We start from the raw sequence: 26303 nt of genomic DNA, 5'->3' as shown, positions 1-26303 counted from the left end.
GGGCAGAACCCGCCGTTTGGGGCGCTATTATCCAGTTTTTGGCCGCTGAGTCTTGTCCGCATTGACGCCTCAGGTGAATGTCAGGCCGTGCGTTCCCGGCAAACGGGCTGGTTCCATCAGACGGCGTTCAGCACCGCGTGCAGACGATCCAGATTCTGCTCATTGGCCTCACCGGCGTAAGCGCGCACCGCGGCGGCCGTCTGCTCATCATCAAACACCTGATCCCAGCGGATTAACGTGCCCTTATCACTGGCCGACAAACCAATGGTGAGCACAAAGTGTGGCGCACACAGGTGCTCCACCACCACCTGCTCACCCTCCACCAGCGCGACGAAGCGGCTGTCGTTGGCGTAACTCTGACCGTCGGGCGCATGCATGGTAAACACCCAGCGTCCGCCCGTGCGGAACTCAAATACATCGAATGTATTGGTAAAACCAGCCGGCCCCCACCATTGCGCCAGCCGTTCGGGCACGGCAAAGGCGGCGAAGACGTCGGCGGCGGTAAACGGCAGTTCGCGCTGGGTGCTGAGGGTACGGGCGGATACTGAATTCATGGTCGCTCCCTGTTCATTGTTGAGTTCCTTGTTGTGTTCTTTGTGGCCCGGCCGGTCGTGCGGCAGCAAGGTGGCACTCAAGGCCCGCAAAAGGCAGGCCGCATGAAGTGTTCAGAACGACGAACCGGGCTGCTGCAGAAATTCCCGTTCGTCAGCACTGCCTTCCCGGCCGAGAATCGAGTTGCGGTGCGGGTAACGGCCGAAGCGGTCGATGATGGCTTTGTGGCGCAGTTCATAGTCGTAATTACTGGCCGGCGTGTGCGCCCGGAACAGAATTTCCGCCTGCTGATGCACGCGCCGCGATTCACTGTGCATATAGGGCATCAGCAGAAAACTGCGTTCATGCTCGTTCAGGCCACTGAGCGCCCCGGCACTCACCGCCTCCTGTGCCAATGCAAGCGCCAGTGGGTCTTGAGCGAACGAGGCCGGCGTATCGCGGTAAATGTTGCGCGAGAACTGATCAAGCACAAGGATTTCCGCCAGCCGCCCACGGCCATCTTCGCGCCAGTCGGCCAGCTCACAGGCCGCCGCCTGTTTCAGCAAGCCACCAAAGCGCTGCTGTAACAGACGGTCAAACGCCTCGTCTTTGATAAACCACTGCTTCGGCTGAATTTCGTTGAACCAGAAATTCAGAACCTCTTCAAACATCATGCGTGTCTCCTCTGCGCCAGCCCTTGTCTCTGACCAGATGCTAATGGCCGGATGCTAATTCCGGATTGTGGGCCTTTATGAGGAATTAATCCCCTGCCCTTTTCACCAGCACGCGCCTAGTATATTCCTCAGCTGATGAATAACGAGTGCTGTCATGACCAAGACCCCCGGCCGCCCGAGCGGCGACGCCCGTGATTCCGATACCCGCCAGCGCCTGATCCGCGAAGCGCGCAGCCTGTTTATTGACCTTCCCTATCATCAGGTATCGGTACGCCAGATTGCCCGTAATGCCGGGGTCGACGCCGCCTTAGTGCGCTACTACTTCGGCAATAAAGGTCAGCTGTTTGAAGCCGTCCTGCGTGAAACCATAGAACCTATGGTCACCGCGTTTCAGGCCGCGCTGGCCAACAGACGCCCGGAAACACTGGACGCGATGACGCACATTTATTATCGCACCATCATCAGTCAGGCGCCGGGCATGCCACGCATGGTGATGCGCATTTTGGGTAACCCGGCCGACAGCGAACCGTTCAACATCATGTATCAGACCTTTTCCCGCGTGATCGAACTGACCCGGGTCTGGATTCAGAACGGACTGGGCGATGCGGGCCTGCTGCGTGACGGGCTCGACCCGGAACTCGCGCGGCTGTCGTTCGTCAGCCTGACTCTGTTCCCGCTCATCGCGCCCCCTGTGCTGATGCAGAAATTCGGCTTCAGCCCCACCACCGAACATCTTGAACGCCTCGCCAACCATAACAGCGAAGTGCTGACCGGCGGCATTCTCAAACGTCCAAACGGAGATTCTCACGAATGAACACACGGACCCTGATTCTGGTCAGCCTGACGGCCGCAAGCGGCGTCCTGCTTAGCGCCTGCGGCAACTCAGAAGCCGGGCGCGCCATGGGCACGCTGGAGCGCGACCGCATCACACTGACTTCCCCAGCCAGTGAAACCGTGACCTCCAGTCCGGTACACGAAGGTCAGAGCGTACGCGCCGGCGACCTGCTGCTGCAGCTCGACCCCACACGCGCCCAGGCCGCACTCAACGCCCAGCAGGCGCAACTGCAGCAGGCCGAGGCACGGCTCGCGGAACTGCAAAGCGGCGCGCGCCCTGAAGAACGGGCTGCAGCCACCGCTCAGGTAGAAGGCGCACGGGCCGCGCTAACCGAAGCCAGCCAGCAACTGACCCGGGCCAAAGCCCTGCGTGCGCAGAATCTGACCGGTCAGGCCGATGTCGACGCCGCGGTTGCCCGCCGCGACAGTGCGGCGGCCACGCTGCTGCAGGCGCAGGAACAACTGGCACAGCTGACCAACGGCACCCGCGCCGAGCAGCTGGCGCAGGCGGAAGCCGCGGTTGCCAGCGCCCGGGCACTGACCAACAGCGCCGCCAAAAGCCTGAGCGACCTGTCACTCACCGCCCCCGTGGCTGGCCGCGTTGACGCCCTGCCGTGGCACACAGGCGACCGTATCAATACCGGCATCGTGGCCGTCACCCTGCTCGCCGACAGCGAACCCTATGCGCGGGTTTATTTGCCGGCCAATGCCCTGACCTCGCTGAGCGCTGGTCAGACGGTGCAGGTCAGGGTTGACGGTCTCGACCAGCCCTTCACCGGTACGCTGACCAACATCCGCTCGCAACCGGCCTTCACACCCTATTTCGCCCTCAACGAACGCGACCGCGCTGCGCTCATGTATCTGAGCGAAGTGCGTTTTACCGGTAACGATGCCAGCGCCCTGCGCGACATTCCAACCGGGCGTACCCTTGAGGTACTGCACCCATGAGCATGGCGCACTCCACTGCGGGTCCGGGGGCTGCACAGCCGCCTGCCGGGTATAACACCCGCGCGTATCAGGCCAGCGACCTGGCCATTGAAACCCACGGCATGACCCGCCGCTTCGGCGACGGCACCGCCGTAGACCAGCTCGACCTGAGCATTCCGCGCGGCGCGATTTACGGCTTTTTAGGGCCCAACGGTTGTGGCAAATCGACGTCCATCCGCATGCTGACCGGCCTGCTGCTGCCCAGCGAAGGCGACATCCGCGTGCTCGGCCATTCACTGCCCCATGACGCCGAGCGGCTGCGGCCGAAGATCGGTTATATGACGCAGAAATTTTCCCTCTACGACAATCTGCGCGTGGATGAGAATCTGGATTTTGTCGGCCGCATTTACGGCATCGGCGCCCGCGAACGCCACGCCCGGCGCGAACAACTGATCAACCAGTACGACCTCGACCGCTACCGCAGCCAGCTGGCCGGCTCCCTCAGCGGCGGCCAGAAACAACGGCTGGCGCTGGCGGCCGCCACGCTGCATCACCCGGAGCTTTTGTTTCTGGATGAGCCGACCTCGGCCGTCGATCCGGAAAACCGCCGCGAATTCTGGGAGCATCTGTTCGATCTCAGTCATCAGGGCACCACGATTCTGGTGTCGACCCATTACATGGACGAGGCCGAACGCTGTCACGCGCTGGCCATTCTCGAACACGGCGTCAAACGCGCCGACGGCTCGCCGCAGCAGTTAATGAACGACATGGGCGCGCGGGTGATCGAATTATCCGGCCCGGATCTGCGCGAACTGAAAAAGCAGCTGGTCCGTCTGCCGCAGGTGTTGTCTGCCGCCCAGCTCGGTACGCGTCTGCGGGTGCTGGTCAAAGACGACGTGGCCAATGCCCGTGAATGGTTAGCCTCACAGGCGCCGGGCTGTGAAGCCGACGAGGTGCGCCCAAGTCTTGAAGATGTGTTTGTGGTTGCCACCGGAGGTCGCCATGTCGGCTGATGCACTGCTGCACCGCACCGTAAAAGCACCGCTGATGCGCATCGGTGCCATCGTATTCAAAGAGCTGAAACAACTGTCCCGCGACCGCATGACCTTCGGCATGATCGTCATGATTCCGGTGATTCAGCTGATGCTGTTCGGCTATGCCATCAATACCGACGTGCGTCACCTGCCGGTGGGACTGGTCGACCAGAGTGGCAGCAGTTACAGCCGCTATCTGGTCGAAGCGCTGGAGGCAACCCAGGCGGTGCGTTTCAGTAAAACCTACCCCTCACGGGCCGATGCCGAAGCCGCCATTACCCTCGGTGAAACCAAGGCAGTGCTGGTGTTGCCGGCCGATCTTGACCGGCGTTTACTGAGTCATCCGAATTTTCCCGGCAACGGGGCGAATAAAGCCAACTGGAGCCATAGTAATCCGCAGGAGCCGGTCGGTCAGTGGCTGGTCGATGGTTCGGATACCATGGTCGCAGCCAGCATCCGCGCCCTGCGCAATCTGCCGCTGGCGGAAATGGCCGGCCAACCATACCAGCAACCGGCAGCCACCCTAGAAGTGGTGCAGTATTTCAACCCGGAACAGCGCAGTGCGGTCAACGTGGTGCCCGGTTTACTGGCCATTATTCTGACCATGACCATGGTGATGTTCACCGCCGCGGCCATCGTGCGCGAACGGGAACAGGGCAATATGGAATTTCTGATCACCACCCCAGTGCACCCGATGGAGCTGATGTTCGGCAAAATCGTACCTTACGTACTGGTGGGTCTGATTCAGGTGAGCATTATTCTGAGCATCGGCCATTTTCTGTTTATGGTGCCGGTACGGGGTGGCCTGACCACCTTATTTGCCGCCGCCCTGCTGTTTATTTTTGCCAGCCTGACCATCGGCATGGTGATTTCGACCATTGCCAAAACCCAGCTGCAGGCGATGCAGATGACGGTGTTTGTGTTAATGCCGTCGATTTTATTGTCGGGCTTTATGTTTCCGTACGAAGCGATGCCGGTGCCGGCTCAATACATTTCTGAAGGGTTTCCGGCCACGCATTTTATCCGACTGATCCGCGGCATTGTGCTGCGCGATGCCAGCCTCACCGGCCAGACCTTCGACATGCTGTGGTTGCTGGGTTTTACCGCGGCGGGTCTGATGTTTGCGTCCATGCGCTTTAAAAAGCGGCTCGATTAATCCCCGGTCGGGGTCAGGCGGAACTGCTGCACGGCGTCCAGCGCTTCCAGTGTTTCCGCCAGCCGCGCTACCCCTTGCCGGTCAGAGGTCCGCAGAACCATACCGTGACGGCGCACCTGAGCGCCGGTATCCAGCCGGTAACTGAAATTCGCCATGCTGAAACCGTGCTGCTCAAGTAAGGTCCGCAGCGCCTCTTCGTTAATATCTGAAGCGCGCGAAACGCGGACTTCAAAATGGTAATACGCCTGACTCGGCATCAGGTTTTCCATCCAGCGAAACAGCGACAGCGTGCCTATGGTCAGCACCACCGCCAGCACCATAGGTACGTAAAAGCCAATACCGGCCAGAATGCCGATGGCCGATGTCATCCAGATGGACGCCGAGGTGGTCAGCCCGCGCACCGAAATACCTTCTTTCATAATCACACCGGCGCCGAGAAAACCGATGCCGGTCATAATGCCCTGCGCCATGCGCGTCGGGTCGAGGCGGATCAACTCGTTATTGGTCTGAATCCAGTGCGATTCATACACGGTCACCAGCATCAGCAGGCAGGCCGACAGACTGACCAGGGTGTGAGTACGGAAGCCGGCCGGACGGCCGTGGTAAGAACGTTCATAACCAATCAGGGCACCCGCGGCCAGAGCCGTCAGCAAGCGCACCAGCATTTCTGTTTCATCACTGCCAAAGATCAACGCCAGCTCCTTTTATCGGCACCACATCCAATAAAAACTTGGTTCAAAAACGCTGTTTCGTCAAACCTCTGGCCCGGATCTGCAAAACACACGACATAAAAAAAGCGGCTGAAAATCAGCCGCTTTTTAATGCTTCACTGCAACAGATCCGAGCCAGTATCTCAGTCGAGACCTTCGGTGGTGATGTGCAGAATGTTGCCGCAATGTTTGCAGTGAACCGCATCAGCGTCGTGACGGTTAAGACCGCAGGCCGGGCATTCGTAGCGTATTTTGCCAGGACGGAAAACCGTCTGAATCAGGCGTAAAAACAGCGAAATTCCGAAAATCATGATCAGCACCGCCAGTAAATGGCCGCTGGTACCGATCAGGGTTATATCGCCAAAGCCCGTGGTGGTTAATGTGGTCACGGTAAAATACAAGGCGTCGACATAGTCGTCGATGGACGGATTAATATCCACCTGACTGACGTAAACCACCGCTGTAATAACAAAAATAAACACCATCAGGTTAATGACGCTGAAAATCACATCTTCGTGCAGGCGGACAAACGCCGACTCCTGACGCAGGGCTTTCAGCATGTGATACGAACGCAGCAGGCGCAACGAACGCAAAACCCGCAGGAAACTGAAGTTTTCGGCCAGTGTGGGAATCAGCAGCGACACAATCACAATCAGATCGGCCAGCCCTGCCGGGTGCAGCAGGTCGCGCCAGCGGTTGCGGCTGATGAACAGACGCGCGGCCAATTCCAGCAGATACACCAGACCAATGCCTTCTTCGACAATGTGCAGCGCCGCCACCGAATGAAAAAAGGTGGCGACAATAAAATACAGAATGGTCAGGCCATCAAAGCCCAGCAACAGCAGACGGAACTGATGCGCACGCTGATCGCTGCCGTGGTAAAGGGCATCCAGTCTGGCGTGCAAACGGGCGGCGAAACCGGGCACGGCTTCAGAGACAGCGTCCGGCGCTGGCGCAGGCGTTGGCTTGTTAACGGCGTTCGGGGCGGCTTCAGCGTCCGGCCTTGGGTCTGACATGCGTTCGGTCCTCAGGGAAAATCCGGGCGCCAGTGTAGCCGCACAGCGGTCTGTCCGTCAGCCTTGAAACGAGGCCGGCAATCAGCCTTTGACCGACACGTGCCGCTCAAGCAACCAGCAGCGGTCGTTTTTATCGAAACCCAGCGGACCGTAATACTCACTGGCCGCCGGCGCCGCCAGCAGAATCAGTTTGCAGTGCGGGCCGAGTTGCTGCTGAGTGAGGTGAATAAGCTCACGGCCGATGCCGCGTTTCTGATACGCCTCATGCACCGCCAGATCGGATAAATAGCAGGCAAAAACAAAATCGGTCATTGAGCGCGCCACCCCCACCAGCTGCTCACCGTCCCAGGCGGTCACCAGCAGATTACCGTTGGCGGCCATGGCCTCGATGCAGGCTTTATCGTGCAGCGGGCGACGCGGCCCGAGTGAGGTGTTGCTCAGTAATTCCAGGAACTGATCGCCGGAAATGGCTTCCTGAACGGCGTAACGCAAAGACGTCATAGCGGAGCCTTATATATGGGGCCTTATATATGGGGCCTTATATATGGGGCCTTATTCGCAGGGACCTTATCACAGCCCCTTATACACAGGATCTTATTCACCAGCGCCGACAAGCGCTGTCCGTACCACGCGTGTTATGTCAGAACGCTGAATTCAACGGACTGCCAGCACGCGGTGAACCGTTACTGATTCACCGGGTGACACGGACAGGATGTCAGATGATCGTTCACCAGCCCCATGCTCTGCATAAAGGCGTAACAGATGGTCGGACCGACAAAGGTAAAACCGGCTTTTTTCAGGGCTTTACTCATGGCTTTGGCTTCGGCTGTTTCCGCCGGTACATCGGCCATCGACTGATGGTGATTAACGATCGTACTGTGGCCGACAAACTGCCAGAGAAAGTCGACAAAATCCACGCCCTGCGCTTCCAGCGCCAGCAATGCCTGCGCATTCTTGCGAATGCCGTACAGCTTCAGCCGGTTGCGGATCAGGCCGGCATCGGTCAGCAGGGTTTCGATGCGGGCATCGGTCATGTGCGCGACTTTTTCCGGTGAAAAGCCGTGAAAGCATGTCCGGTAATGCTCACGTTTACGCAGTACGGTAATCCAGCTCAAGCCAGCCTGCTGCCCTTCCAGACAGAGCTTTTCAAACAGGCGCAGGCGATCGTGGCTTGGCACACCCCATTCCTGATCGTGGTACGCCAGATAATCATCGCCCTGAGCCCAGGGACAGGCGTGCAATTGTGCATCAGACATATTTTTGCAGTATCAGCAGACGGTTATTGGCCGGCATGGCGATGTCTTTCAGCACTTTGAGCTTTTCGCGGCGCGCCGCCAGCACAAACTGCTCAAAATCCTTAATGCCGGAATCGGGGTCGCGGGCTTTCAGCCAGGCGTCCAGCTGACGGTTACCGTCGCTGGTGAACTGGCCCTGATAATTGAAGGGGCCGTAAAAGAACACGCGGCCGGTGTGCTTCAGCACCCGTCCGACACCAGACAGCATGGCGCGTACTTTATTCCAGCCGACAAAATGCACCATATTGGCGACAAACACGGCATCGACCTGCTTCACCGGCCACAGATCCTGTCCGACATCCAGCACCAGAGGCGGCAGGAAGTTGTGGCACTGGGTGCGGTGACGCCAGGCGTTGATGCCTGCGATGCGCTCGGTCAGGTCGGACGGCTGCCAGCGGATAAACGGCAGGCGGCTGCTGAAAAAGGCGGCGTGCTGACCCGTGCCGGAGGCGATTTCCAGCACCACGTCGTGCGGGTGCAGTTCGTCTTTCAGCACGTCAAAGATGGGTTGCTGATTGCGCACGCAGGCCTCAGAAACCGGCGCATCTTCGGGCAGCACGTTGACCATATCAGGCTCTGCGGAATTGTGGATGGCGCAGTATGGCACAGCGCCCAACGGCGGCAAGCGGGCCTTAGTGAAATTTGTGTTGCACCATAGTCTGTAGTGGCGGACGGCAATATCCGCCGCACATCCGCCACATACCTTAAACCACGCCCCGTATGACCGGCCTTTTTTAGCCCGTCCTCCAGCGGCACAAATTGCCCGCAGGCCGCCTAACCTTTAGAATCCGGTGATATTTTCGACCTAGACCGTGGGAACCCCAGACAGCTATGCGCGCCACCCAATTCCTCCTGACCACCGAGAAAGAAACCCCGGCAGATGCCGTTGTTGTCAGCCACAAGCTGATGCTGCGTGCCGGTATGATCCGCAAACTGGCCGCCGGCCTGTACACCTGGATGCCGCTGGGCCTGCGTACCCTGCGTAAAGTAGAAGCCATTGTGCGTCAGGAAATGGACCGCGCCGGCGCTCAGGAAGTGCTGATGCCTGCTGTGCAGCCGGCCGAACTGTGGGAAGAAACCGGTCGCTGGTTCCAGTACGGCGGCGAACTGCTGCGCGTAAAAGACCGCCACAACCGTGATTTCTGTATTGGCCCTACCCACGAAGAAGTGATCACCGATCTGGCGCGCAACAACATCAGCAGCTACAAACAGCTGCCGCTGAACCTGTACCAGATTCAGACCAAATTCCGTGATGAAACCCGTCCACGTTTCGGTGTGATGCGTGCCCGTGAATTCATCATGAAAGACGCTTACTCCTTCCACACCACCGAAGAGAGCCTGCAGGACACTTACGACAAGATGTACGCGGCCTACTCCGCCATCTTCAACCGCATGGGTCTGGAGTTCCGCCCGGTGATGGCCGACACAGGTTCCATTGGTGGTGCCAAGTCGCACGAATTCCAGGTACTGGCGCAGTCGGGTGAAGACGACATCGTGTTCTCCAACGGCAGCGATTACGCCGCCAACATCGAGCTGGCCGAAGCCGTAACACCAGCCGGTGACCGTCCGGCTGCCACCGCTGCCCTGACCAAAGTCACCACACCGGAGACCACCAGCATCGACGACGTGGCTGCGTTCCTGAAAACCGACGCTGCCAGCGTGCTAAAAGCCATTGTGGTACGCGGTGAGCACACCAGCGACAAAGCCGAAGGCGAGCCTCTGCCGGTGGTGCTGTTCCTGCGTGGCGATCACGAACTGAACGAAATCAAAGCCGAAAAAATCGACGGTGTGGCCAGCCCACTGCAGTTTGCCTCCGACGCGGAAATCGCAGCCATTGGCGGCGTTACCGGCTTTGTTGGTCCACAAGGCCTGAAAGCCAAATGCTACGTTGACCGTTCGGCCGCCCACATGGCCGACTTTATCTGTGGCGCTAACGAGAAAGACGCACACTTCAGCGGCTTTAACTGGGAACGCGACTGCGCTCTGCCGGAAGTCCGCGATCTGCGTAACGTCAAAGTCGGCGATCCAAGCCCTTGCGGCAACGGCACCCTTGACATCAAACGCGGTATCGAAGTGGGTCACATTTTCCAGCTGGGCACCAAATACTCAGGCTCCATGAACGCCACTGTGCTGGATGAAAACGGCAAAGCGCGCACCATGATCATGGGTTGCTACGGCATCGGCGTGAGCCGTGTGGTAGCCGCTGCCATCGAACAGAACCACGACGACAACGGCATTATCTGGCCGGACGCTATCGCGCCGTTCAACATCGGTATCGTGCCGATGGGCTACCAGAAATCCGAAGCCGTGACCAAAGCCACCGACGAACTGTACGAAGCGCTGAAAGCCGCGGGTTTCGATGTGTATCTGGATGACCGCGACAAGAAAACCAGCCCGGGCGTGAAATTCGCTGATATGGAGCTGATTGGTATTCCGCACCGCGTGGTGGTTTCCGACCGTGGTCTGGAAAACGGCATGCTGGAATACGCAGCCCGTCGTGATGGCGAGAAAAAAGAAATCGCGCTGGCCGATATCGTCAGCTTCCTGCAAGAACAGGTGAAATGCTGAACGGCCTGACGGCCTTACTGAAAGCCGGAACACGCCTTGCGCGTGTTCTGGCTTTTTTATGCCTGCTCCCTGCCTTTGCACAGGCAGACCCTGTCGATCCCGACCTGCGCGCGGCCTTGATGAGCGCGGTCAACAGCACAGATTCATTCGCCGATGAATTTGACGCTCAGGTGTGGCTGGTCGATATGTCCGGGCGATTGGAAAAACGCATGCCGGACAATAAAAAGCGCATGGAATTTTTGAGCCTGGTGCACCGCGAAGCGGCCCGTGCCAGCCTGTCGCCGGAACTGGTGTTATCGGTGATTCATGTCGAAAGTGCCTTCGACCGCTTTGCAATTTCGCGGGTGGGCGCTCAGGGCTATATGCAGGTGATGCCGTTCTGGAAAAAAGAAATCGGCCGCCCAGACGATAATTTAATGAATGCCGCCACCAACCTGCGCTACGGCTGCACCATTCTTAAACATTATCTGGATAAAGAAAAAGGCGACTGGATCCGCGCCCTTGCCCGCTACAACGGCAGCCTCGGCCGCACCAAATACCCGGAAAAGGTCATGCTGACCTGGGAAAGAAACTGGTTTGTGAATTATTAATTCACGGTTTTGGTCTTCAGCCATCCGGCCCTTTCATAGCCACCAATAACGTACTGCCACGGTGGCCAGCATAAAGGCCATCAACAGCAGAATGTGAATCCGTTTCCACAGCAGTAATACCAGCCCGGCGCCAATCAGCACCACATCGCTGACGCTAAGCAGCGCGGCTTCCAGAACCACCAGACCTGCCGCCGCCAGCACGCCGACCATGGCCGCACTGAGAGCGGCAACCGCTGATGCTACCGGCCTGATCCCTTGCAGCCATTGCCAGACCGGCATAAATGCCAGCATCAATAAAAAGCCCGGTAAAAACACCGCTGCAGTGGCGATCAGTGCAGCGCTGACCGGCGCTTGCGGCACTGAACTGGCCCCAATATAGGTCGCCAGCGTAAACATTGGCCCGGGCACCGCCTGAGCGGCGGCATAGCCGTTGAACAGAAGATTCGCATTGAGTTGGCCGCTGAAAGCCTGCTGCATCAGCGGCAGCACCACATGGCCGCCACCAAAGACAGACGTGCCGACCTGATAAAATCCACTCCACAGGGCACCAGCGCTATAAAACGAGGCCGCAAGAAAAAGCGCCCAGACGACCAGCCAGAAGCCACTGCGGTACAGCACCCGACTGCCCGGAATGAATTCAGCGGGCGCAGGAGACGCGGGCACTGAGAACGGGGTCTGCAGTGGCTTTCGCAGAAGACGACGCAGTATCCACTCGGCCATTAATACTAAAAGCACCAGCAGACCAATGACGGCGACGGAGAAGCCCGCCACAGAGGCCGCCAGCGCCAGCAACGCCCATCCGACACCGCGTGACGTGCGGCAAAACGAACGCGCCATCGACAACACCGCATCCGCAATCACCACCACAGCAACCAATTTAAAACCGTGAGTGAGCAGCCCCAGCCAATCGGTGGGCAACCGGTGCAGATGCAGGGCCGCCAGCAACATCAGCAACACCGATGGCAGCGTAAACGCCACAAACGCCAGCAAGGCACCGGTGAGTCCGGCACGATGGTGGCCGATGGCAAAGCCAAGCTGACTGGAGGACGGGCCGGGCAACAGATGTGCCTGCGCCAGCCGCTGTTGGAATTCCCCGGCGCCGAGCCAGCCTAGCCTGCGTACAAACGTCTGTTCAAAGCGCGCCATATGCACGGCCGGTCCGCCAAAGCTGGTGCAGCCGAGCCAGAGGAAGGTTGTAAAAAGCCCGCCAAGGCGGCGGAGAAACTGTGCTGACACCAATATTGCTTCCGTTAAACGCCCAAAACCTCAGCCTTTGCGGCGGTATCCATCGCTCGCAGCGGTTTCTGATTCAGCTTCTGACTCTGAGCGAGATTCCGGGCCTGATTCTATAGCGGATTTATGGCCTTATCCGATCTCTGATGCTGCGCGAATCATGTAAAAGTCCGGTGAAACCGCTCTGATAATGCCTCACACGACCAAAGTCTCATAAGGCAAACGCCTGATCTGCGCCCGGCGCACAGGAACCATTCTTAGAGCGCCCTATTTTTGAAAACCCCAGTGTTTATGCGCCCTGCAGCCCAGTCAACAGCCCTGCAGTAACGCCCCTGATTGGTCTGACCACCAATGGAGCTGGTATTTCTACCTACTACACTCCTGAATTACTACCTACAAAACCGCAGTCCCCCTAATAGTCACCCCGAGGCGTGGGAGCGACTATCAATAAGCCTGCGGTCGATGCTGTGGGCACCCATACGCTCTGCAAACACTGAAAAGGATAATAACGATGATCCGATTAACGCACTTGAAAAAAGTCGTCATCGCGGCTGCCTGCTCTCTGGCCGTGTTTGGCAACGCTCAGGCGGACGACAAAGTCTATCGCCTGAAGATGGCTGAAACCTGGCAGACCAACTTCCCGATCTTCGGTGATGCGCCGCGTAATATGGCCGCCATGGCCGAAAAAATGTCCAACGGCCGCCTGCAGATCACCATCGACTCTGCCAACAAGCACAAGTCGCCGTTCGGCGTGTTTGACATGGTGCGTGCTGGTCAGTACGACATGGGCCACTCCGCGTCTTACTACTGGAAAGGCAAGGTACCGAACACCCTGTATTTCACCACCATGCCATTCGGTATGACCGCACCTGAACAATACGCCTGGTTCTACTACGGCGGCGGTATGCAGCTGATGGAAAAAGTGTACGGCGAATTCGGCGTACTGAGCTTCCCGGGCGGTAACACCGGCAACCAGATGGGCGGTTGGTTCCAGAAAGAAATCAACAGCCTCGATGACCTGAAAGGTCTGAAAATGCGTATTCCGGGCTTCGCCGGCGAAGTACTGGCCAAACTGGGTGCAAGCCCAACTAACATTCCACCGGGTGAGCTGTACACCGCGCTGGAACGCCGCACCATCGACGCGCTGGAATGGGTAGGTCCGTCACTCGACCTGCGCATGGGTTTCCACAAAATCGCTCCTTACTACTACACCGGCTGGCATGAGCCTGCGACCGAACTGCAGTTCATGATCAACAAGCGCAGCTGGGACCGCCTGCCGGCCGACCTGCAGGAAATCCTGCGCGTCGCTATGCGCACGGCTGCCTACGACATGTACATTCAGTCTTACCACGAGTCCGGTGAAAACATGGCCGTTCTGGATACCGAATATCCGAACGTGAAAATCCGTACCTTCCCGGAAGACGTGATGACGGCTCTGCACAAAGCCAACGACGAACTGCTGGCTGAAAAAGCCAAAGAAGATCCGGTTGCCAAAGAAATCCTCGATTCTCAGGCAGCCTACATGAAGAAAATCCGTCGCTGGACAGACATCTCGGATAAGGCTTACCTGAACAGTATCTCTGTTTCCAAGTAATCCGTCCGTCACCACCGGTCGGTTCGCCGACCGGTTCGAATAACAACAAACTGCCACAACGTGCCCACAAGGCGCGCTGTCGCGAAACGGGAGAGAACCATGCTGGTTAAGGCCGAAAAAGCCATTAATCGGTTTTCCGATTTCCTGGGCACCCTATCCGCCGTGCTCTTTCTGCTGATGCTGCTCAACGTCTTTATCGACGTGGTCATGCGTTATGTTCTGAACGATGTGTCTATTGCGATGCAGGAACTGGAATGGCACTTCTTCGCCGCCATGTTCATGCTCGGTGTCCCCTATACCCTGCGCACGGGTGGTCATGTGCGGGTCGATCTGGTGTATGAGCGCCTGTCGGCACACAAACAATCGGTGGTGGATATTGCCGGTGGCCTGATCCTGCTGCTGCCCTTCTGCCTGCTGGTTGGCTGGTACGGTATCGACTTCGCTCACGAAGCCTGGTCCCTCGGTGAAACCTCCGGTGATCCGGGCGGTTTAAGCAATCGCTGGATTATTAAAGCCGTTATTCCGTTTACCTTTTTTGCAACGGCTGTGTCCGGTGTTGCGCTGATTCTTTCCAGCATCATCACCTACAAAGCGAACCAGGTGCATCACACTGACCGGGGCCTGTTATGATCGGTATTATCATGTTTTTTGTGGCCCTGCTGATGCTGCTTGTCGGCTTCCCGGTGGCCTTTACCTTCGGCGGCGTGGCGCTGATTTTCGGTGTTCTGGCCGAAGGCCCGGATATTTTCGCCTTCATGCCGTTCCGCATTCAGAGCATCATGGAAAACGTCACCATGATGGCGGTTCCACTGTTTATTTTTATGGGCATCGTGCTGCAGAAAACCCGTCTGGCGGAGCAACTGCTGGAAGCCATGGGTAAACTGTTCGGCGGTGTACGCGGCGGTCTGGCGATATCCACCGTTCTGGTGGGCGCGCTGCTGGCAGCCTCCACCGGTGTGGTGGGTGCGTCTGTGGTGGCCATGGGCTTAATTTCCCTGCCGGTGATGCTCAAGTACAACTACGACAAATCCCTGGCCTGCGGGACTATTTGTGCGTCGGGTACTCTGGGTCAGATTATTCCCCCTTCTATTATTCTGATTATTCTCGGCGACGTGCTGGGCATTCCGGTCGGCGATCTGTTTCAGGCGGCGCTGGCGCCAGGTCTGGTACTGATTGGCTGTTACGTGGTGTACATCCTGATTTACAGCTGGCTCAAGCCGGAATCGGCACCGGCCCTGCCGATGGACGACGACGTTGAACACCGTCACCAGATGTACATGCGCGCACTGAAAGCCATTATCCCGCCACTGGCACTGATTCTGGTGGTGCTGGGTTCCATTTTTGCCGGTGTTGCCACACCGACCGAATCGTCTGCACTGGGCGGCGTCGGTGCTCTGGTGCTGGCCGTACTGTACCGCCAGTTCAGCTGGAACATGGTGTACGAATCGGCACAGGAAACGGTGAAAATCACCGCCATGGTATTCGCCATTCTGCTGGGGGCAACCGCCTTCTCAATGGCGTTCAGCTATACCGGCGGCGACTACATTGTGGAAGAAATTCTGTCGGATATGCCGGGCGGCCAGATGGGCTTCCTGATTCTGTCGATGGTGGCCATTATGATTCTGGGCTTCTTCATCGACTTCGTGGAAATCAGCTTTATCATCGTGCCGATTCTGGCACCGGTGGCCAACGCACTGGGCATCGCCCCGCTGTGGTTTGCCATTTTGATTGCCATGAACCTGCAGACGTCTTTCCTTACCCCGCCGTTTGGTTTCAGCCTCTTTTATCTGAAAGGGGTGGCGCCAGCGAATGTGCGGACCATCGATATTTACCGTGGCGTTGTCCCCTTCATCATTATGCAGGCGGCCGTGGTGATTTCTCTGATGGTTGTGCCGGAATGGTATGGTTTGATCGACTGATCTGCGCCTTTGGTATAAACCGCGTCACTATCGGGTGACGCGGTTGTATTTAAAGGGCAGAGTCTCGCTATGAATATTTTCATGCCGTCCCGACCACCTGGTATGGACCTGACGCTCAAAACCAAAATTCTGCTGTTAACCATTCTGCCTCTGGTGGCGCTGACCGCGACCATCACCTGGATTACCCAGCGGCAGGCACAGCAACTGGCAGAGCAGCAGGTAGCCATCATTGAAGAGAATGTGCTGGCGCAGAAGCGCCAGGCACTGCTCGACTACGTCAGTCTGGCCATGACCTCCATTACCCCCGTGCTCGAGGAAATGGATTACGGCCTCGAACAGGCACGCGCCGAATACGAGATCAAACGCATTCTGTCGGGCCTCACCTACGCCAACGACGGCTATTTTTTCGTCTACGACCAGCAGGGAAATAATCTGGTCCACCCGACCCAGCCTGAACTGATCGGGCAGAACTTAATGAATTTTCAGGACGCCGAAGGCAATTACGTCATCCGCGAATTGCTGTCGCTGGCGGCCCGTGGTGGTGGTTTCTTCCGCTATATCTGGAACAAGCCTTCCCTGTCCGGTGAACGCAACAAACTCAGCTATGTGGTGAATATTCCACGCCTGAACTGGATGATGGGCACAGGTATGTACGTCGACGACATCGCCACCCAGACCAAAGCGCTGCGCGAGCGGGTCGATATGAACGTGCGCCGCACCTTTGTCGCCGCCACTGTACTGCTGGTCGTTACCCTGGCTCTGGTGGTGGTCATCGTCATCATTATTAATGTGCATGCCACCCAGCTGGCCGACGACCGCCTGAAAGATCTGGCCCAGCGTTCCGTCGCTTTCCAGGTGATGCAACGGCGGAATTTCGCACGTGAACTGCACGACGGCATTAACCAGATGCTGGTTTCCGCCAAATTACGGCTGAATCTGGCCGATAAAAAATGGCCGGCGGAAGATGCCCGCGAGCACCTGCAGAAAGCCGGCGACATGCTCAACATGTCGATTCAGGAAGTACGCCGGGTATCCCACAACCTGCGCCCGGTGATGCTTGACGATCTCGGCCTCGAAGCCGCGCTGCACAGTCTGCTCGACGACCTGAATAACGACGGCCGCATCAACGTTAAACGCCGCATCCGCCTGCCGGAAACCCGCTTACCGGATGCCATTGAAATGACGCTGTACCGTTTGGTACAGGAAGCTATTACCAACGTACAGAAACACGCCAAAGCCACCGAAGTGAGCCTGCGTGTGACGCACAACAACCAGTCGGTTCTGGTTGAAATGGAAGACAACGGCTGTGGTTTTTCACTCGAAGACGACGCCAGCGGTATCGGCCTGATGAACATGCGTGAGCGGGTCGAACTGGTGGGCGGAAAATTCAGTGTCCGCAGCCGCCGAACACAAGGTACCCTTATCACTGCCGCGTTTTCCCTGAACCCCGACAGTGCTATCAGTCGCGAGAATAATAATTTATGAGCAAATCCATTCGTCTCATCATTGCCGATGATCACCCTATGGTCCGCGAAGGACTCAGAGTCAGTCTGGAAAGCGAAGGTTTAACCGTCGTTGCCGACGTTGCCAACGGCGAAGAGGCGCTGGCAGCCGCTGCCGAGCACAAACCCGATGTAGTACTGCTGGATATTTCGATGCCGGTAATGAACGGTCTGGACGCCTGCGCAGCCTTTCACGAACGCTTTCCCGACATCCGCCTGCTGATCATCACCATGCACGATGACCGCGAATACATACTGAAAGTGGTGCAGGCCGGCGCCGCCGGTTACGTGTTAAAAGACGCACCGCCGGAAGAACTGGTGCTGGCAGTGAAGACGGTTTGTCAGGGCGGTACCTACTTCAGCTCCAGTGTCGCCAAAACCCTATTCAGTGAATTTGGCCGCCCACGGGCCGCGCTGCTGGAAGAGGTACTGAGTCCACGTGAAGAAGACGTGCTGGCACTGCTGGCCGAAGGCATGGGCAATAAAGAAATTGCGCGCGAACTGGAAATCTCGGTACGTACCGTCGAAGCCCACCGTCTGAAAATCAAACAGAAACTGGGCATTAATAATTCCGCCGGTCTTATCCGCTATGCGCTGGACAACGGGGTCGTGCGCCGCTGAGTCTGCGCACACGGTAACCACCTGCTCAGAAACGGATTTCAGCAGGTTCTGTCATGCCCGACTTCAGCCACTGCTGCCAGTGAATGCTCAGTGCATCCGGGCCACCGACGTAATGCTCGTCCAGCAGATAAAACGAACGCTTATTCACGCCGCGCTTATAATCCTGCAGTAAACGGGTTACCAGACTGCGGCCGTACGTGGTCGACAGCAGCTTGAATACCACCTGCCCGGCCACTGCCTGATTGGAGCCCGCGCGAAAATTGTCGCGCTGCCACTGATCACTCGGAATTTCCATAAAGGCCAGAATATCGCTCGCACCCGACGTTTTCTGCAATTGCCGGCGGTTGCCTTCATGCGCGCTAATCACCAGCTGCCCCTGCTCGCTGGTCAGGGTTTCCATCTGCTCCGACATACCCTCGTGCAGCCAGGCGGGTAAACGTTCTGCCAATGAATCCAGAATGGCATGACTGGCCTCGTGGCGGATGGTGGCGTAGGTACTGTCGATACCGCCGTATTGGTCTTCGTGCAGGTACACAGCAATTTCGTGCAGCGACGGAATATAGATGCCCAGCGTCTGCGACGCGTCTTTGCCCATCACGGAGCGCACAAACTGCAGATATTCGCTGCGATTGGCCAGCAGATGAATTTTCACCGGCACCTGACGGTAGAAATCGAAGTAGATAACGTTTTTATAAAAGCGGTAGACGTTATTAACGTCGGCGCTGACGCGCGCCTCATCAAGGCTGGCCGCCTGATTTTTTAAACTGCCCTGCTGGATCACCTGGATAGCCAACGGTTGCCAGCCGGATGCGCTGCTCTTAAGGCTCAGGGTCTCGGCGCCGGCCGCCGGTTTATCGGAAAAATGAACCTGCCCCTGCGCGTCGGTCCATTTATAAACCGCCGCAGAGGCCGGGTTAACCAGCAGAAAGCTAAGGCAGATTGCGGCTGCGTTCAGCAGGAACATACAACTGTGCCAGCAGGTATTGGCGAAAATCCTCAGCAAACGGCTGCTTTTCAGCCGCCGCGCGCATGCAATCCAGCCAGGCGTCGCGGCGGGCCGCATCAATCGGAAACTGACGGTGAAACGCCGGAATCGCGATCGGGCCGTATTTTTCAGAAAAGAGTTTTGGACCGCCCAGCCAGCCACAGAGAAAACGGGTCAGCTTGTCAGCGGCTTCAGTCAGATCGTCCGGGTACATAGCCCGGATGGGAGCCGCCTGCGGCAGCTCATCCATGGCGCGGTAAAAGTCATCGACCAGCAATTTAATGCCATCGTAGCCACCGGCTGCCTGAAATGAGGCGTCGCCGGTGCCATACGGGCGCTTTCCAGTTTCACTGCTCATCAGGCAAATTCTTCCATAAAGTCGAGTGCGGCCTGATGGCGAATGGTGCGGCGGTGATTCGCCCACAATTCTTTTACCTTTTCCTGATTACACTGCTGCCGGTCGATCAGTACCCGCGTCTGCAGTTCACCCACTTTCTGGCCCCCGGTCAGCGGCACTTTTGAGAACACAAACTGGTTCGAAATCAGGTCCATAAACGGACCGGATTTACTGGTCGGCATAATAAACAGCAGCTGCAGGCCCAGACTTTCTGTGAGGTAATTAATCACCTCTTTCGAACGGGTTTCGTCCATTTTCGAGAAGGCTTCGTCCACCAGCACTACGCGCAGATGGGTGTCACCTTCGTTAAAGCGGAACGCCGAGGTAATGGCCGCCGAACGGATAATATAGGCCGGAGTTTCCAGCTGACCACCGGAGCCCGTGCCGTACTGGCTGAGCGGAATCGGGTCTTTGTTGGCCGGCTGCTTGTAAATTTCGTACGAGCGGTAATTGCGGTAATCGGAAATACGTTCCAGTTCGCGCATGGCCTTCTGCTCGTCTTCGTCCAGCAGCATGCTCATCAGCTGATCGCGTACGCGCTTGGAGGTCTTCGGCAGGTCGGCATTAAACAGCGTCGCGCCATCGCCCAGGCTCGGGTTTTTGATGATCTCGTCGAAGAACTGCCAGTATTCTTTGTATTCCGGCACCCATTCCCAGTCGAACCAGTAGGTTTCGCGATCGGCACCAAACTGATGGTGGGCCAGCTCTTTATTCAGGTCTTCCAGAATGCGTTTGCCGTCGTTGATCGCCTGATAAATCGAGTGACACAGGTTGGTCACGAAGGCGTTGTTGAAGCTTTCGCGCAGCTGCACCAGCTTGTCCTGTTTTTCCACCAGAATATTATTTTTCAGGCGGTTATAAACGCGCTCCACTTCCCGCTCCAGACCACACACGGTCTTGAAGAACGCGATGCTGTGCTCCTGACGGTAATCCGGTGTGTAAACAATCGCATCCACGGTCTGGCAACGGAGGTTATGTTCAGCAATGTTGCGTTCAATTTCGTACGCTGTGCTGTTCAGTTCCTGACTGATGCTCTTACGGTGATTTTCGATGGCTTCCGCAGGACTTTCCTCGGCTTCTTTGTCGGCAGCGATTAAACGCCCTTCGGTATCAAAGTCAGGCCATACCGATACGATAAAGCGCAGGGCTTCTTCTTTCTCGTCGGCCACTTCCGAGGTTTTCTCCTGCATATCGCTGAGGTTTTTGCACAGTTTTTCACTGTCGTTCAGCTGCTGCTGCAGGCGGCCCAGTTCGCCGTCGAGTTCTTTAATCTGGGCATCCAGATCGTCGGCCTTGTCTTTCAGGGCCGCAAATTCGTCTTCCAGATGGGTAACGCCGGATAAGTCGACCTGACTCAGCGCCTGCTCGGCTTGCTGCATCTGGTAATGCACGTCCAGCATCTGCTGCATCTGATCGGCGAAGGTGACATGACGCAGCAGATTAATGGCATCCAGTAATTGCTGAACCTGACGCAGCTGGAACGACGCTTCGTTGGCCTGCTCAACAATGGCCGCCAGTTCAGCGCGTTTGGCCGCCAGTGCGCGCTCACGCGCCCCCAGACCAAACACCAGCTCGGTGTCTTCCAGGTCGCAGCGGTAAACCGAGTAAGAGCCGGAACCCAGACCGTCTTTGGTGACACCACGGCGGGTCATACGCAACGCCTGAGCATCCGCTACCTGTTCCACACTGCCGTAGCTGGCTTCCAGATAATAACGGGCGGTGGCGTGCTCGAAGGTCATCAGGTGAATAATGGAATTGTCAGCGAGCTTCATACGCTCGCAGTCTTTTTTCGCTTTATCGCCCTGAATCACGCGCGCACGGCTGCCGCCGGGAATTGCGCGCAGAATTTTTGCTGCTTCAGCTTCGTAATCGGATTCAACGATGATGCTGAAACGCGCTCCGCCGATATAACCTTCAATCGCGCTCTGCCATTGCGGATCGATAATTTCCACATAGTCGGCCAGTACGCGCGGATCGGCTTCAGGGCATTCACGACGGATGGCGTCCAGCGCCTGACGCACATAACCCGGGTAATTCAGCTGACGCGCTTCGAGGCTGTCGATATCGGCCTGCTTCTGCGCCATACGCTGCTGAATCTGCTGCAGCTTCTGTTCACGACGGTCAACCTGCTTGGCCACCTGATCGCGCAGGGAAATACCGCTGGTTTCCAGTTCGGTGGAATGAAAACGCTCACGCCATTGATTAACCAGTGCCTGCTGTTCGCGGGCATCATCCAGATGCGCTTCGAGCGGCGATAAATCAACCCAGTCTTTGCCCAGCAGTTTGCGCAGATCCACCGCGCCCTGATCCTTAATGGCCAGAACCTGTTTGGCCTGATCAATGATTTTCTTCTGCCCCAGGGTCGGAATTTCCAGACCAATCGAGGTCTTCTGCAGAGCGCCGTGCACCAGCTCAGTAGCGCGCAGAGACGCCTGCAACAGCTGATCCTGTTCCAGCAGCGGAATCGCCAGTTGCTGCAGCTGCTTCTTACCCTGCGCAATGGCCTGCTCGGCGGCGTCTTTATCCTGCAGCGCATCGATACCGCGACGCTGGGCTTCCATGCTGATCAGCTGTTCGCGCAGCTGCTTGCGGCGCTCCTGCGCCACTTCGCGTTCTTTCTCAACGCGGTGCAGACGTTCGCGGATGCCCTGTTGCTTTTCTTTGGCCGTTAAATAGGCTCGCTGATCGTTGATGTAACGACTTTTCGCCGCCGTATACTCCAGCACGTTGTAATCGATCCACTGATCGATATAACGCTGCGACGCCCCTTTGGTGTTGTTCAGAATGGTGATGGTTTCAGCCAGCGTATTGGCGTCGGACTCCATCGCATAAATGGTTTTCATCAGATCGGATACGGTGCGGATGGCATCGCCCAGATCTTTCGGTTCCAGAATTTCGTTGGCCACAAAGCCATTGATGCTCTTCACCGGTTTATACGCCATAAAACGCGAGAAAGTACGCGCGGCGTTCATGGCCTCACGTTCACTCACGGCATCGTTACGGCCACGCAGCGCACCGTACAGACGACGCAGATATTGCTTTTTGGTGTCGTATTTTTCGATATTGTCGGCGGTGATGCGTGATTTCAGATGACCCGGCAATTTATTCAGGTCGACCACATTCCGCTGACCTTCTTTGTCTTCTTTAATAAAGTCCGACAGTGTCAGCTGATCACAGACGATATAAAACTGCAGGTCGTTCTGACGCGCTACCGGCTGACTGCCGGCGCGGTCGATGGACGCACTGACACCAATAATGGCGGTAAAGGCTTCGCCGCTTTCGCCCTGCGTCGGATGAAAAACCGCGGCTAAATAGCCCACTGCGCCGTTCGGACGCGCATAACTGCCGTCGTCACAGCCCAACACATAAGAAGCCAGCGTACGCACGTTTTTACCGCGGCCACGTTGAGTGGCTTCATCCTGACCCGGGTTGTAATGGAACAGGGTATCGTGGGCCGCCGTCATAATGGTCTGCACGGCGTCGGCGGCGGTGGTTTTACCGGAGCCGTTACCGCCCGAGAGCAGATTGATCGGGCCAAATTCAAATTCGGTGGCCGGGATATTGCCCCAGTTAACGTAGATAAATTTCTTTAAAAACATGGCAATTATTCCCCAAACAGACTGGCAGGCTGTTTTTCTTCTGCGTCGTCTTCCGCCGCATCGTCCTGTTCTTCATCAGCAAGGGCTTTGACAAGCGCCTGCCCGTCATCGCTGTCACCGGCTGAATCGTCACTCACGCTTTCAGCAAGGTCGTCTGACGGTTCTTCTGATTCCTGTTCTGCTGCCACCGCGGCCGTTGCCGACGCGTCAGCGCTTACGTTCGCTGCTGTTGCGGTCTCTGCAGTTTCGGTCGCAGCGCTTTCGCTCTCCGCACTTTGGGCTGCGGCTTCTGCGTTGTCGTCCCCGGCCATCAATTCCGACAGCACCTGATCGGACACATAACTCATGATCATCGGCCGGACTTTCAGCCACATATCGCCGTCGGTGAGGTTGTCTTCGTTGGCGATCTGAATCAGGCGCAGCTGTTTCAGGCGGCGGAACAGGTTTTTACGGTCGGTGAGATTTTCCGGCAGCGTGCGCTTGAGCAGATTTTTCATGGCAATGCTGAGCGCTTCGAGTGACACCATGACGCAGCCCAGATCATCCACCAGACCTTCGCGCAGGGCTTTGTCGTACTGGGCACGCAGCACCAGAATGAGCGCCACTTCGTTCTGATTCAGACGGCTGCGGAACGCCTGTGCGCCAGCGTTCTGAGCGTCGTCGACCATACCCGGCACCTGAGCACCCGGCGGATATAAACGGATAAACTGAAAACGACGGTCGTGCTGAATGCGGATGCCTAACAGAGACACGTAATCGCCCACCAGCTCTTCCAGACGCAGATAGCGGTCGTACAGCTGCTGTTCAATCTGGCTTTCGTCACGGCAGATCACGCCGTAATCGAGCAGACGCACCAGCAATTCGGAAAAGTCCCGTTGGCTTAAGCCTTCACTTTCTAATGATTTTTCTATGCTCTGTAACATGCTCAGGACTCTTTCTGCACCAGTTCAAAGGTGAAATGGTCTTTACGGAGGAAATAATCGGCGGCATCGCCCGCCGGCACATCGCGCTCGTCGTAGTCGATGCGGAATTCAAATTCGCTGGATAAACCGTCGGCCGCGCCAATACCAATGGCGTGCGCCACGGCGAGGAAATCCTGCGCGTTCTGAATCGGCAGGTCGCGGGTGGATACCGCACCGCCCTGACTCAGATGGCTGGCCATGTATTGTTTCAGTGCCTGCTGATTCACCAGGAAGGCGCGGTCGAGCACCTGCTGGATATAAATTTCTTTGCGCGCGTCCTGATCGAAATCGCCCTTGCCTTCGTCGATGGCGGCATCGACCAGACGACGCTGACGCGGGGCTGCCAGACGCACACCGGCCGGATCAACCAGCGCAATTTCCGGCACTGCCATGCGCTCGCCGGCTTTGCCCAGCAATTCGTCCTGCTGTTTTTCCGGCATGGCGGCCAGACGCTTGCACACGGCCAGAATGTCGTTGTGCTGTTGCGAGGCCAGATAACTCATCTGACGGATAATAATGTCGGCGCGCTTGGTGAAACTCTGCAGTGCCTTACGCAGCGCCGGCAGCATCACGTCGGACGCGTTACGCAGGCGCATTTCAATGCCGTCGAGCATGTGCCACAGCACCGACTGGCCTTCCTGCGCCAGCTCCGGCAGCAGTTCGCGCAGACGGCGTTCGGCATTGGCTTTAAACACTTTGTCCTGCTTGCGGATGCCGTTGATCAGCTTGCTGATCTGGTCGCGGTGCTTTTCGACATTGTCGGCGGACAAACGCACGGAAAGATCGGGCTGAAAGCGGTTTTCCATAAAATCGAAGAAGGCTTCACTGGCGCGCTGCACCAGCAATTGATCTTCCATTTCACGCACCAGATCGCGCTTGCGCTCTTCCAGCTCGGCAATCACGTCGGTGAAGTCGCTGATGATGCGCTCGGAGTATTCGTAGGCATCGAGCAGATCGTAGATATCGCCGCGCTCCAGGAACGACTCCAGCGAATTGCGGGTATTACGGGTGTTGCGGTGACGGGTGCGGGCCATGCTGCGGCTTTCGGCTACAAACGGCTCGGTGAACAGACGACCATAGCGGGTAAAGGCAAAGGTGCTCTGCAGGGTGGCTTCGTCGACCTGTTTCTCGAGCCAGCCGTATTCGATCAGCTGATTCAGCACCCAGCCGGCCTGTTCACGGCTGTTGCGGAAACGGCTTTCACCTGCGTCGGTGTCCTGATCGTCGCTTTCGCCGTCGGCCAGCAAGGGGGCCCTGACCAGCGCCTCCTGAAACACCTCAATCATGGTGTCACGCGGCAGAGCCTGCCCGTAGTCAGCGCTGCTGGAGCTGTACAGCCGCTGGTACAGCTCGCGCAGGCATTCCATTACCTGAGCCCGGTACTTACCGGTAAGTGGGCGGAAAAACTGCCCGCGTTCCTGTTCAAAAAACATACAAAAATCGTTTGAGTCGTCAGCGCAAATGACCGGCTAGATTACTGAAAGGTCTGGCCCTTGACCAGCCGCGAATGAGCAGCCGAAAACCCATGTCACATACGGCAGCCGCAACGATTCCCCCTGTGCAATCACAGAGCTATACTGCGCGCGACCAGACACAGGACCCTCCCATGCCGGAACCATCTGCCTCCCGTTCCAGTACCCGACCGGACACAGCGTCTGGTGCCGCCTTCTTTCAGGTTGGCACCGAAAAGCTCATCGAATTGTCATTGCTGACCTTTGGCCTGTACGGCTTCTGGTGGACCTGGCAACAATGGCAGAGCCTGAAAGCACGCGGTGAAGCGGTTAACCCCTGGGTCCGTACCCTGCTGTCGGTGATCTGGCAGTACGATTTGTACCGCCGCATCGCCACCCGCACCCGCACCGAGGACATGGCCTGCCGCTGGCACGCCCTGCGCCTGCATGGTCTGTTTGTCGGTTTTACACTGGTGCCACTGTGGCTGCTGGCCACCGATCACCCGTGGGGTCTGCTGATTAACCTGATGACCTTGCTGCCCAATGTACTGGTGAACCAGAGCATTAATGCCATCAACGAGAAGTACCTGCCTTTTTACGAGCAGAACACTGAACTTTCCGGCCGGAACTGGGCCGCAGTGGTGGCCGGCGTCGTCGCCTGGCTGACCCTGCTGACCCTGGCACTGACCAGTGATCTTTAACCTG

Annotated in this window: 25 protein-coding genes; 12 read left to right on the top strand and 13 right to left on the bottom strand. The window is 57.3% G+C overall.

Features of this window, described 5'->3' with window-relative positions; all coding sequences use genetic code 11:
* Positions 1 to 116: 116 nt before the first annotated feature.
* Positions 117 to 554 carry an SRPBCC domain-containing protein gene (locus ACQUQU_RS06070; RefSeq protein ID WP_430462359.1) on the bottom strand — a complete coding sequence of 146 codons (438 nt, stop codon included), beginning with the start codon at positions 552 to 554 and terminating at the stop codon, positions 117 to 119.
* Between the two features lie 111 nt (positions 555 to 665).
* The gene (locus tag ACQUQU_RS06065) at positions 666 to 1202 is read right to left on the bottom strand and encodes a DUF924 family protein (protein WP_430463015.1); all 537 of its coding nucleotides are present in this window, start codon (positions 1200 to 1202) and stop codon (positions 666 to 668) included.
* Positions 1203 to 1359: 157 nt separating this feature from the next.
* Here ACQUQU_RS06065 and ACQUQU_RS06060 point away from each other — a divergent pair, with 157 nt between their 5' ends.
* From ACQUQU_RS06060 to ACQUQU_RS06045, 4 genes are read left to right on the top strand one after another with little or no spacing between them, the layout of a single operon-like run.
* Positions 1360 to 2019 carry a TetR/AcrR family transcriptional regulator gene (locus ACQUQU_RS06060; protein ID WP_430462358.1) on the top strand — a complete coding sequence of 220 codons (660 nt, stop codon included), beginning with the start codon at positions 1360 to 1362 and terminating at the stop codon, positions 2017 to 2019.
* Positions 2016 to 2987, top strand: a complete 972-nt coding sequence (locus ACQUQU_RS06055) for an HlyD family secretion protein (protein ID WP_430462357.1) — start codon at positions 2016 to 2018, stop codon at positions 2985 to 2987. Before ACQUQU_RS06060 ends, ACQUQU_RS06055 begins: the two co-directional genes overlap by 4 nt.
* Positions 2984 to 3979 carry an ATP-binding cassette domain-containing protein gene (locus tag ACQUQU_RS06050; protein WP_430462356.1) on the top strand — a complete coding sequence of 332 codons (996 nt, stop codon included), beginning with the start codon at positions 2984 to 2986 and terminating at the stop codon, positions 3977 to 3979. The genes ACQUQU_RS06055 and ACQUQU_RS06050 overlap by 4 nt, the downstream gene beginning before the upstream one ends.
* Positions 3969 to 5156 (top strand): ABC transporter permease, encoded by a 1188-nt coding sequence (locus ACQUQU_RS06045; protein WP_430462355.1) that lies wholly within the window; start codon positions 3969 to 3971, stop codon positions 5154 to 5156. The genes ACQUQU_RS06050 and ACQUQU_RS06045 overlap by 11 nt, the downstream gene beginning before the upstream one ends.
* On the opposite strand, the gene ACQUQU_RS06040 is transcribed toward ACQUQU_RS06045, so the two are convergent.
* The 5 genes from ACQUQU_RS06040 to ACQUQU_RS06020 form a co-directional block, all read right to left on the bottom strand.
* Positions 5153 to 5848 (bottom strand): MgtC/SapB family protein, encoded by a 696-nt coding sequence (locus ACQUQU_RS06040; RefSeq protein ID WP_430462354.1) that lies wholly within the window; start codon positions 5846 to 5848, stop codon positions 5153 to 5155. The two genes, ACQUQU_RS06045 and ACQUQU_RS06040, sit on opposite strands and share 4 nt — an antisense overlap.
* Positions 5849 to 6009: 161 nt before the next feature.
* A complete protein-coding gene (locus ACQUQU_RS06035; RefSeq protein ID WP_430462353.1) occupies positions 6010 to 6882 on the bottom strand; it encodes a potassium channel family protein in 873 nt (290 codons plus the stop codon).
* An 81-nt stretch (positions 6883 to 6963) separates the two neighbouring features.
* On the bottom strand, positions 6964 to 7383 hold the full coding sequence (locus ACQUQU_RS06030) for a GNAT family N-acetyltransferase (RefSeq protein WP_430462352.1): 420 nt from the start codon (positions 7381 to 7383) through the stop codon (positions 6964 to 6966).
* Between the two features lie 182 nt (positions 7384 to 7565).
* Positions 7566 to 8138, bottom strand: a complete 573-nt coding sequence (locus ACQUQU_RS06025; RefSeq protein WP_430462351.1) for a DNA-3-methyladenine glycosylase I — start codon at positions 8136 to 8138, stop codon at positions 7566 to 7568.
* Positions 8131 to 8745 carry a DUF938 domain-containing protein gene (locus tag ACQUQU_RS06020; RefSeq protein WP_430462350.1) on the bottom strand — a complete coding sequence of 205 codons (615 nt, stop codon included), beginning with the start codon at positions 8743 to 8745 and terminating at the stop codon, positions 8131 to 8133. The genes ACQUQU_RS06025 and ACQUQU_RS06020 overlap by 8 nt, the downstream gene beginning before the upstream one ends.
* Before the next feature lie 263 nt (positions 8746 to 9008).
* On the opposite strand from ACQUQU_RS06020, the gene ACQUQU_RS06015 reads away from it, so the two are divergent.
* Together ACQUQU_RS06015 and ACQUQU_RS06010 are read left to right on the top strand one after the other, a co-directional pair.
* A complete protein-coding gene (locus tag ACQUQU_RS06015) occupies positions 9009 to 10745 on the top strand; it encodes a proline--tRNA ligase (protein ID WP_430462349.1) in 1737 nt (578 codons plus the stop codon).
* A complete protein-coding gene (locus ACQUQU_RS06010) occupies positions 10739 to 11335 on the top strand; it encodes a lytic transglycosylase domain-containing protein (protein WP_430462348.1) in 597 nt (198 codons plus the stop codon). The genes ACQUQU_RS06015 and ACQUQU_RS06010 overlap by 7 nt, the downstream gene beginning before the upstream one ends.
* Positions 11336 to 11368: 33 nt before the next feature.
* Here the strand turns inward: ACQUQU_RS06010 and chrA are convergent, their stop codons facing one another.
* Positions 11369 to 12481 (bottom strand): chromate efflux transporter, encoded by a 1113-nt coding sequence (gene chrA / locus ACQUQU_RS06005; protein ID WP_430462347.1) that lies wholly within the window; start codon positions 12479 to 12481, stop codon positions 11369 to 11371.
* Between the two features lie 598 nt (positions 12482 to 13079).
* Between chrA and ACQUQU_RS06000 the strand changes: the two genes are divergently transcribed.
* From ACQUQU_RS06000 to ACQUQU_RS05980, 5 genes are all read left to right on the top strand, one after another.
* A complete protein-coding gene (locus ACQUQU_RS06000; protein ID WP_430462346.1) occupies positions 13080 to 14162 on the top strand; it encodes a TRAP transporter substrate-binding protein in 1083 nt (360 codons plus the stop codon).
* 99 nt (positions 14163 to 14261) lie between these two features.
* The gene (locus tag ACQUQU_RS05995) at positions 14262 to 14792 is read left to right on the top strand and encodes a TRAP transporter small permease subunit (protein WP_430462345.1); all 531 of its coding nucleotides are present in this window, start codon (positions 14262 to 14264) and stop codon (positions 14790 to 14792) included.
* The gene (locus ACQUQU_RS05990) at positions 14789 to 16081 is read left to right on the top strand and encodes a TRAP transporter large permease (RefSeq protein ID WP_430462344.1); all 1293 of its coding nucleotides are present in this window, start codon (positions 14789 to 14791) and stop codon (positions 16079 to 16081) included. Before ACQUQU_RS05995 ends, ACQUQU_RS05990 begins: the two co-directional genes overlap by 4 nt.
* A 69-nt stretch (positions 16082 to 16150) precedes the next feature.
* Positions 16151 to 17566 carry a cache domain-containing protein gene (locus tag ACQUQU_RS05985; protein ID WP_430462343.1) on the top strand — a complete coding sequence of 472 codons (1416 nt, stop codon included), beginning with the start codon at positions 16151 to 16153 and terminating at the stop codon, positions 17564 to 17566.
* Positions 17563 to 18204, top strand: a complete 642-nt coding sequence (locus ACQUQU_RS05980) for a response regulator (RefSeq protein ID WP_430462342.1) — start codon at positions 17563 to 17565, stop codon at positions 18202 to 18204. Before ACQUQU_RS05985 ends, ACQUQU_RS05980 begins: the two co-directional genes overlap by 4 nt.
* A 25-nt stretch (positions 18205 to 18229) precedes the next feature.
* Here ACQUQU_RS05980 and ACQUQU_RS05975 read toward each other — a convergent pair whose 3' ends face one another.
* The 5 genes from ACQUQU_RS05975 to ACQUQU_RS05955 are packed head-to-tail and all read right to left on the bottom strand — an operon-like array spanning position 18230 to position 25580.
* Positions 18230 to 19168: a DUF4124 domain-containing protein gene (locus ACQUQU_RS05975; protein ID WP_430462341.1), complete on the bottom strand. Its 939-nt coding sequence runs from the start codon at positions 19166 to 19168 to the stop codon at positions 18230 to 18232.
* Positions 19134 to 19547, bottom strand: a complete 414-nt coding sequence (locus tag ACQUQU_RS05970) for a group II truncated hemoglobin (RefSeq protein WP_430462340.1) — start codon at positions 19545 to 19547, stop codon at positions 19134 to 19136. Before ACQUQU_RS05970 ends, ACQUQU_RS05975 begins: the two co-directional genes overlap by 35 nt.
* Positions 19547 to 23185, bottom strand: a complete 3639-nt coding sequence (locus ACQUQU_RS05965) for an ATP-binding protein (protein WP_430462339.1) — start codon at positions 23183 to 23185, stop codon at positions 19547 to 19549. The genes ACQUQU_RS05970 and ACQUQU_RS05965 overlap by 1 nt, the downstream gene beginning before the upstream one ends.
* Positions 23186 to 23190: 5 nt before the next feature.
* Entirely contained in the window at positions 23191 to 24108 is a 918-nt protein-coding gene (locus tag ACQUQU_RS05960) for a DUF4194 domain-containing protein (RefSeq protein WP_430462338.1), read from the bottom strand.
* Positions 24109 to 24110: 2 nt separating this feature from the next.
* Positions 24111 to 25580: a Wadjet anti-phage system protein JetA family protein gene (locus ACQUQU_RS05955; RefSeq protein WP_430462337.1), complete on the bottom strand. Its 1470-nt coding sequence runs from the start codon at positions 25578 to 25580 to the stop codon at positions 24111 to 24113.
* Between the two features lie 173 nt (positions 25581 to 25753).
* Between ACQUQU_RS05955 and ACQUQU_RS05950 the strand changes: the two genes are divergently transcribed.
* Complete coding sequence (locus tag ACQUQU_RS05950; RefSeq protein WP_430462336.1) at positions 25754 to 26299, top strand: hypothetical protein; 546 nt, start codon at positions 25754 to 25756, stop codon at positions 26297 to 26299.
* The last annotated feature ends 4 nt before the right edge of the window (positions 26300 to 26303 follow it).

It is taken from the genome of Thalassolituus sp. LLYu03, assembly GCF_050507655.1.
GTDB lineage: Bacteria > Pseudomonadota > Gammaproteobacteria > Pseudomonadales > Oceanobacteraceae > Venatoribacter.
This window is presented reverse-complemented; position numbering and strand designations above follow the sequence as displayed.